Annotated in this window: 7 protein-coding genes; 2 read left to right on the top strand and 5 right to left on the bottom strand. The window is 62.3% G+C overall.

Going from position 1 to position 7,582, the window contains the following annotated elements:
* Positions 1 to 35: 35 nt before the first annotated feature.
* Positions 36 to 596, bottom strand: coding sequence for a DUF1285 domain-containing protein (locus tag A6D6_RS21155; RefSeq protein ID WP_133492964.1), 561 nt, complete (start codon positions 594 to 596; stop codon positions 36 to 38).
* Positions 593 to 1,225 (bottom strand): TetR/AcrR family transcriptional regulator, encoded by a 633-nt coding sequence (locus A6D6_RS21150; RefSeq protein WP_133492963.1) that lies wholly within the window; start codon positions 1,223 to 1,225, stop codon positions 593 to 595. Before A6D6_RS21150 ends, A6D6_RS21155 begins: the two co-directional genes overlap by 4 nt.
* 307 nt (positions 1,226 to 1,532) lie before the next feature.
* On the opposite strand from A6D6_RS21150, the gene A6D6_RS21145 reads away from it, so the two are divergent.
* The gene (locus A6D6_RS21145; protein WP_159661799.1) at positions 1,533 to 2,654 is read left to right on the top strand and encodes an aminotransferase class V-fold PLP-dependent enzyme; all 1,122 of its coding nucleotides are present in this window, start codon (positions 1,533 to 1,535) and stop codon (positions 2,652 to 2,654) included.
* Between the two features lie 11 nt (positions 2,655 to 2,665).
* Positions 2,666 to 3,496 (top strand): hypothetical protein, encoded by an 831-nt coding sequence (locus tag A6D6_RS21140; RefSeq protein WP_133492961.1) that lies wholly within the window; start codon positions 2,666 to 2,668, stop codon positions 3,494 to 3,496.
* Here A6D6_RS21140 and A6D6_RS21135 read toward each other — a convergent pair.
* The 3 genes from A6D6_RS21135 to A6D6_RS21125 all read right to left on the bottom strand — a co-directional run bounded on the left by A6D6_RS21135 (position 3,469) and on the right by A6D6_RS21125 (position 7,443).
* Positions 3,469 to 5,019 carry a S1 family peptidase gene (locus tag A6D6_RS21135; RefSeq protein ID WP_159661798.1) on the bottom strand — a complete coding sequence of 517 codons (1,551 nt, stop codon included), beginning with the start codon at positions 5,017 to 5,019 and terminating at the stop codon, positions 3,469 to 3,471. The two genes, A6D6_RS21140 and A6D6_RS21135, sit on opposite strands and share 28 nt — an antisense overlap.
* Positions 5,020 to 5,311: 292 nt before the next feature.
* Positions 5,312 to 6,649, bottom strand: coding sequence for a DNA recombination protein RmuC (locus tag A6D6_RS21130; protein WP_236564204.1), 1,338 nt, complete (start codon positions 6,647 to 6,649; stop codon positions 5,312 to 5,314).
* Positions 6,646 to 7,443, bottom strand: coding sequence for a TatD family hydrolase (locus A6D6_RS21125; protein WP_159661797.1), 798 nt, complete (start codon positions 7,441 to 7,443; stop codon positions 6,646 to 6,648). Before A6D6_RS21125 ends, A6D6_RS21130 begins: the two co-directional genes overlap by 4 nt.
* Positions 7,444 to 7,582: the final 139 nt, after the last annotated feature.

Raw genomic sequence — 7,582 nt, 5'->3', positions numbered from 1 at the left:
AGCGTCCGGCGTCCGGCGTCCGGCGTCCGGCACTTTTAAAACGAACCGAGGGGAAAACGGGCACCGTCGCTGTCGATATATAAGTGGGTCACGCCGTCCCGCTCTTCATGGCCAGCCCATTCCACCAGTTGATAAAACATGTTGCGGGAGATCAGTGCTTCCAAGTTGTCGCGCACATGCAGATAGGGAGATGGCTCACCGCTGTCCGGGTCGTGTTCTATCCGTAACGGGTGCCGTTCGCCGGCCACCACGTGAGTTCCCACGTTGGTGGTGAACACCAGCTTGTCGACACCACCGTCCTTCACCCGCTGCACGTCGGTGGCGACAAAGGGAGCGTCATCCACCTCGATGCGCAACTTCTCCACCGGCGTAATCAGGAAGTAGTCATCGCCTTCCCGCAAAAGAATGGTGGAGAACAACCGCACCATGCGTTCCCGCTCAATCGGCGATTCCTGGTAGAACCAGGTGCCGTCGCGGGCGATGCGCATACGGCTTTCGCCCTGATGCTCCGGGTGCCACCGATGCACTGGCGGCAACCCTTGCTCGTCCCGTTCGGCTTTTTCCAGCAGGGCCAACAGGGAATCAGCGGAAGTCATTTTCGGCGTTGTCCTTTGTTGCCCATGCGGATACCAATTTCGATCAGAAAGTCGAGGAAATCCTCCTTTTCATCGATCAGCCCCATATAAAATGGCGACTGCACCAGCGCCACGGCGCCATGGGCCAGCGCCCAGGCCGCGCAAATGTGATAAATCGGCGGCACGTCTTCCAGGGAGCCTTCGCTGATCCGTGCCTTGACGATGCTCTTGAGGCGCTCGAAATTGGCTTCACGGATGTTGTGCAGTTTTTCCACCAGTTCCGGCACCGCATGATCCTTGATCACCTTGTTCTCAAGCCGGTCGAACAGCTGATAACGGGCCGGATCATTGATACGGAACCGGAAATATTCGCGGGTCAGTTTTTCCTTGTCGTCCTCCTCGGAAATACTGTTGAACACCGCCGCCAGATCCTCTTCATAACGGAGCATCAGCAACAGATAAATCTCATTCTTGGTTTCGAAGTGTTTATAGATGGTGCCTTTGCCAATCCCCACCCGGTCGGCGATCATTTCCACGGTGACACGGTCCTCCCCCTGCTCCAGGAACAGCTCCAGAGCGGTATCGAGGATTTGCTGTTCCCGTTGCCGGAACTCCTGCGCCTTACGCGTCGCTTTTTCCAGATCAGCCATTCATCCTTACTCCCAAGACCGGTGAATCCCGCGATTCACCACAGTTTATCCCACCCCCCGGCACCATGCATCACGAGCCAGGTTGACCTGCCACGGCAATCGGTCATGCTGTAAGAGCCTGTTTACCATCCATTCGCCGCCGCGCCGGAGCTCATAAAGCCCGCGGTTCGCGACACCCTCTCGCGGCGTTGCCAGCGGCAACGCGATGGCGAGCAAAGCGTAACCAGGCTCGCTGACGAATTATCGATGCCCTTTTGGGCAGGATGATACCCCCCCGCCCGGCAATGACAATGGAGTCGATCATCACATGACCAGCGCTCTGGATCTGTCCGCGGAATTTCCCCTTGAAAAGGACGTGCTTTACCTGAATCACGCCGCCGTGGCGCCCTGGCCAAAACGCACCCGGGACGCGGTGGTGCGTTTCGCCGAGCAAAACATCACCGTGGGAGCGCGGGATTATCCGCGCTGGCTCGACACTGAGCAGACCCTGCGCGGACGCCTCGCCGCTCTGATCGGAGGCGTGCCCCAGGAGGACATCGCCTTGCTCAAGAACACCTCCGAGGGGCTGTCGGTGATCGCCCAGGGCTTATCCTGGCGGGACGGTGATCAGGTGCTGATCAGTGATCAGGAGTTCCCCTCCAACCGTATCCCCTGGCAAGCGCTGTCCGGACAGGGGGTGGAAGTGATCCAGGTGGCGGTGGACGGCGATGACGCCGAGCAGCGCATTATTGACGCGCTTGGACCCCGGGTGCGCTTGGTGTCGCTGTCGTCGGTGCAATACGCCAGTGGCATCCGCCTGGATCTGGCCCGGATCGGTGCCGCGTGCCGGGAACGAGGGGTGTTGTTCTGCGTGGATGCGATCCAGAGTCTGGGAGCCCATGTTTTCGACGCGGAGAGCATCAGCGCGGACTTCGTCGTCGCCGACGGCCACAAGTGGATGCTGGGGCCGGAAGGCCTGGCGCTGTTCTATGCCCGGCCGGAAGCCCGCGACCGGCTGCGCCTGCGCCAGTTCGGCTGGCACATGGTGGCGGCGTCCGGCGACTATGATCGCCAGGACTGGCGGCCGGCGGACGATGCCCGGCGTTTCGAATGCGGCAGCCCCAACCTGTTGTGCGCCCATGCACTCAACGCCTCGCTGTCGTTACTGCAGGAGGTGGGCATGGTCTCGGTGGAACAGCGGCTGACCGATATCGTCAGCGGCCTGATCAATGCGCTCAAGGCGCGCGGCGCGGAGTTGTTGACCCCGGAAACCGCCCGTCGCCGCGCCGGTATCGTCACCTTCCGTCTGCCCGGCGAGGCGCCCCAGTCCACCTTTGACCGCCTGCGCCAGGGTGGCGTGGTCTGCGCCCAACGCGGCGGCGGCATACGCTTCTCCCCCCACTTCCATACTGACCAGTCAGTCATCGACCGCGCCGTGGCGCTGTTGTAGGATAGCGCCCCATGCGAACGCAACGACTCTACCAATGGCTGTGCGAGCGCCTGCAACGTCAGGACGGCGGCAAGGATTGGCCACAAAGCAGCCTGGACCATCAGCGTGTCCTGCTGCAACCCTGCGACGTACTGTTGGTGGACAGCGACAGTGCCCTGGACCGGCGCCTGCGGCGGCTCACCGGCAGCCGGTTCTCCCGCGCCCTGCTTTATATAGGCCGTCTGCACGACGTCGCCGACCCGGCCCTGCGCGCCCTGCTCGCCGATTACGTACCCTGCGAGCCGGACACCCAGTTGGTGCTGGATGCCAGCCTGGAGCGAGGATTACGGGTGCGCGAGCTGGGCACGCTCAGCGGCCTGCATCTGCGCGTCTGCCGGGCACAGAATCTGTCCACGGACGAGCGGCAGGACGCGCTACGTTACGCCATCAGCCGGGTCGGCACCGGCAGCACCACCTCCTGGAGCACCCTCATGCTGCTCTGGTTGTTTCCCTGGCGCGCGCTGCCAAACCGGTGGCGCCGGCGGCTTTCCAATCGCCTGGCCACCGAATTGCTGCGTACCCTCAGCGGCAGCCTGGTGGGCGAAGCTTTCGCCTTCATTCAGTTCCCGGTTTATCCGCTGGTGAAGCAGCCGGAGGACGACGGCTCACGACTGCTGCGTCTACAGCCACGCCTGTTTCACGCCGCCGATTTCGATCACTCGCCCTATTTCGACGTGATCAAGACCCCTTATCTGCTGGATCGAATTCCCTCTGGATTTCAGGCCATCCCCTGGAAGGGGAACGCCAGCGCCATGGCGGCGGAATCCCAGGCACCTCACCTGAGCCTGGTGGACAACCCGTAAGCCAGTAATAGACACCATGCCCATCCCAGGGCGCCGCCACCACCGCCAGCACTGGCGCGAGGCGTCTCCGCCCGCGCCCGGGATGGCAGGAACGACAAGCCGGTATCACCGGCCGGGAAATCGCCGCTGGAAGAACCGCCTTCCAGGTGCACCCGCCCCTCTCCCTCCCCTTCGATCACCAGCGACCGGCTGGCCTCCGCCCCTTCGGCCAGATCCCCCAATTGACAGCGAACCGTGGCACCGCCACTGCATCCCTCGGGCAGGTTCCTCCAGGACCAGCCTTGCGGAATCCGGAACCACATCCAGGCGTCCCGGGCGGCAACATGGGTGGCTCGATTGATCAGCCGGGCTTCCAGCGTCACCGCCTCCGCGTTGAGACGCTGGGTTCCCACCATCATCAGGTCCGGCTGATCGCTGAAAATGGCGGTCACCGCGTCTCGTTCCAATTGGTAATAGTCATGGGCGGCGCTATCCGGCCGGATCCATAACCGGGATTGCACCGCCGCGCCCGAGCGGGAACGCAGCCGCAGGCGGTAATCCCCGCTGCTGGCGCCCCGCGCCAGTGAGGCCTCCCCCCGACACAGGCTGTAGCCCTCATGGTCGTCGCAGACCAGATCGTCGGCGCTGATCGTGACGCCAGGGTCATGGTCTATACGGGCACCCACCTGATATGCCGCATTGACCCGGCTCTGATTCTCCAACCGCAGAGACAGCGCCAGCGTCTCCCCGGGGCGGCCGTAGCGCCGCCCGGCCAGCGGCCGGCTGTGCAAATCCACCAGCGCCTCGCGGGAAGTGCTTTCCATCCAGGCCAGGTAATCACTGACCCGGGTGTAGACCCCCGGCACCTCCGGCGTGGCACACCGGGGCGGGCCGTAGCTGGTGATCAGCCACGGCCGGCCGTCATAGCGATAAACCAGGGGGCCGCCGCTGTCGCCCCGGCAGGTATCGCGCCCCGGCTCACCCTGCCTTTGCAATTCACCGGCGCACAGTTGCCGCCCGCCGAGATTGGACCAGTGCCGCGCGCAGCGCTCCGGGGTGATGTAATCCAGCGCCACTTGATGCAATACCCGAGGGGCGCTTCCGCTCTCGGTGGTGCCCCAGCCGTAAGCGGTCAAGGCCTGCTCGGCGGCGCCATCGATCAACGCCTGCATTTCCCGGTTCTTGGCCAGATCCAGCGCGGCCAAAGCGGATTCCCCCTGCATTTGCAGTAACGCCAGGTCGTTGTGGAAAACGCCGTGGACGAATTCGGGGTGAACATGGACCGCCCGCACCGCCCGGCGTTCCACCGGCTCCTGGTAGCGGTCCGCGCTGCCCAGCGCCACGAACAGCTGCCCCGGATCCAACTGATCGCTGCTCTGGCCGCGTACACAGTGCGCCGCCGTCAGCACCCAGCCAGGTGCCACCAGAACCGCCCCACACAAGAATGAACCTTGCTCCGGATCACCCGAGCGGCTCACCTCCAGTTCCGCCATCCAGGATGGGACGGTGGCGACCACTTCCCCACCGATGATCCGCGGCGACATGGTCCGTGCGTGGCCCCCAACGGGCGCCACGCATAGCAGAACACAGCAGAAAACAACAAGAATACGCAAATTCACACCATCCCCCACAAGGCGATTTCGCAAAGAGACGGGAAATTAACTCCAGAAAAATAAGAAATTCTACCTATTATTTTTATAGGGATATATCAGCGTGACCCATATCACAAAAAAAGTGTCGCACCAACAAAAAAGGCGCCTTTCCGTGCGGATTAACAACACGATAGGCGCCTATTTAAGTTTTTTATCAACAATTTATGGCACTTTAAAAAACAGCTTATTGCTCGTCGGTCTCCTCACCGTCGTCATCATCCACCGGTGGCGGCAAATTGCGCCGGGCCTTGGCCCCCAAATCCCGCAATTTATGGGCCTGCCCCAGCAGGTTGCCGCGCCCTTCCGTGAGCCGTTTGTAAGAGGTTTCCCAGGCTTGCTGAGCCTTGCCCAGCTTATCCCCCACGTCCACCAGGGATTCGCTGATCCGTGATACCTGATCGCAGATATGGCCGGCGCGGTCGGCGATGTCCAGGGCATTGCGGTTCTGATACTCATACCGCCAGATGTTCTGAATGGTGCGCAGGGTCACCAGCAACGTGGTGGGGCTGACCAGCACGATATTACGCTCATAAGCCTCCGTGTAGAGCCCGGGGTCCGCTTCCATCGCGGCCATGAAAGCCCCTTCCACGGGAATGAACAGTAACACGAAATCGAGACTGCGAATCCCGTCCAGACGACTGTAGTCCTTGATGTCGAGCCCCTTGATATGGGCGCGCAGGGATTGCAGATGCTGGTCGCGGGCCTGGCGGCGCTCCTCCTCGTCCTCGGTGCTGGTGAAGCGCTCATAAGCCACCAGTGACACCTTGGCGTCGATGACCACGTCCTTGCCCTCGGGCAGATGGACGATGGCGTCCGGCAGCCGCCGGCCGCCGTCCTCGGCGCGCAACGCCACCTGGGTATCGTATTCCCGTCCTTTGCTCAGACCGGAACTTTCCAGCACCCGCTCCAGAATCATCTCGCCCCAGTTGCCCTGGGTCTTTACCTGGCCGCGCAGAGCCTCGGTGAGATTGCGAGCGTCCTGGTGCATCTGCTGATTAAGACTCTTGAGGTGCTGGAGTTGCTCGGTCAACGCCGCCTGGGCCCGGGCATCGTCACCGTGAATCTGATCGACCCGGCGACGGAATTCAGTCAGTTGCTCACGAAACGGCTGCAACAGGGTATGGATACCTTCGCGGTTCTTTTCCTCGAACTGACGGCTGCGCTGCTCGAAGATACGGCTGGCCAGCAATTCGAATTCCTTGCGTAACTGCTCCCGGCTCTCCTCGGCGAAGCGCAGCTTGTCCTGTTGGCCGGACAAACGCTCCTCCAGGCGGGCCTGCTCGGCGCGGGCGATGGACAGGTTCTCTTCCGCCTGGCGCCATTGCTGACTTTGCTGCTCCAGACGCTGGCGCTGTTCATCGCGCTCCTGCTCCAGCGCCTGGCCCCGCAGTGCCAGCCGTTCCGCTTCCTGCTCCAGCAGAGCACGGCGACGGCGCATCGGCAGCCACACCAGCAGCGCGGCGATCACCGCCGCGACCACGGCGGCGGCCGCCAACCACCACCAAAACATCGCTGTCGTCACGGTACCGCCTTATTAAACAGCTGGAAGAAATTATTCCGGGTAATGCGAGCCAGCTCCGCCACCGGCAACCCTTTCAATTCCGCCACGCACTCCGCCACCTTGGCGACGAAACGCGGCTCATTGGGCTTGCCCCGGTAAGGCACCGGCGCCAGCCAGGGGGCATCGGTTTCTATCAGCAGATGCTCCACCGGCAACGCGGCGACGGTTTCGCGCAGCGCCTCCGCATTACGGAACGTGACAATACCGGAGATGGAAATATAAAAGCCCAGTTCGATGGCTTGCTCCGCCATGTCACGGTCCTCAGTGAAACAATGCAGCACGCCGCGCACCCGCCCCTCGCCATGCTCACGCAGCAGTGCCAGGGTATCGTCCTTGGCGCCACGGGTATGCACCACCAGCGGCAAATCAGTGTCGCGGGCGGCACGGATATGCTCAACAAAACGCTTTTGCTGCCACTCCCGTTGCTCCTTGGCGTAGAAGTAATCCAGACCGGTTTCACCAATGCCCACCACCCTGGGGTGATCCGCCAGGCCGATCAGCTCCGCCGCTTCCGGTTCATGCACGTCCTTGTAGAGCGGATGCACTCCGACGGTGGCGAACACCTCCGGCTGGGCTTCGGCCATGGCCCGCACCCGTGGAAAGGTCTCCAGATCAACGCCAATGCACAGCATGGTGCCCACGCCATCGGCGCGGGTGGCGGCCATGAGGGCCTGAAAATCACCTTGGTAGGCGTCCAGATTGAGACGGTCCAGGTGGCAGTGGGAATCCACCAGATCAAGCGGCTCCGTAGACATGAAACACTCCGTATTGAACTGCGGGCATTCTACATGATGACGCCGGACGCCGGACGCCGGACGCCGATAATGCAAAACCAGACCCAATGCCCTGGCAAGCACTAAAACGCCTTTTTTATGGTTCATCGCGGTTTAGCGG

Source organism: Alcanivorax xiamenensis (assembly GCF_009846745.1).
GTDB lineage: Bacteria > Pseudomonadota > Gammaproteobacteria > Pseudomonadales > Alcanivoracaceae > Alloalcanivorax > Alloalcanivorax xiamenensis.
This window is presented reverse-complemented; position numbering and strand designations above follow the sequence as displayed.

Bases quoted from the DNA above. Each gene is read 5' to 3' on its own strand.
- A6D6_RS21150 (WP_133492963.1), bottom strand. From the start codon at position 1,225: ATGGCTGATCTGGAAAAAGCGACGCGTAAGGCGCAGGAGTTCCGGCAA.
- A6D6_RS21145 (WP_159661799.1), top strand. From the start codon at position 1,533: ATGACCAGCGCTCTGGATCTGTCCGCGGAATTTCCCCTTGAAAAGGAC.
- A6D6_RS21135 (WP_159661798.1), bottom strand. From the start codon at position 5,019: ATGTCGCCGCGGATCATCGGTGGGGAAGTGGTCGCCACCGTCCCATCC.
- A6D6_RS21155 (WP_133492964.1), bottom strand. From the start codon at position 596: ATGACTTCCGCTGATTCCCTGTTGGCCCTGCTGGAAAAAGCCGAACGG.
- A6D6_RS21125 (WP_159661797.1), bottom strand. From the start codon at position 7,443: ATGTCTACGGAGCCGCTTGATCTGGTGGATTCCCACTGCCACCTGGAC.
- A6D6_RS21140 (WP_133492961.1), top strand. From the start codon at position 2,666: ATGCGAACGCAACGACTCTACCAATGGCTGTGCGAGCGCCTGCAACGT.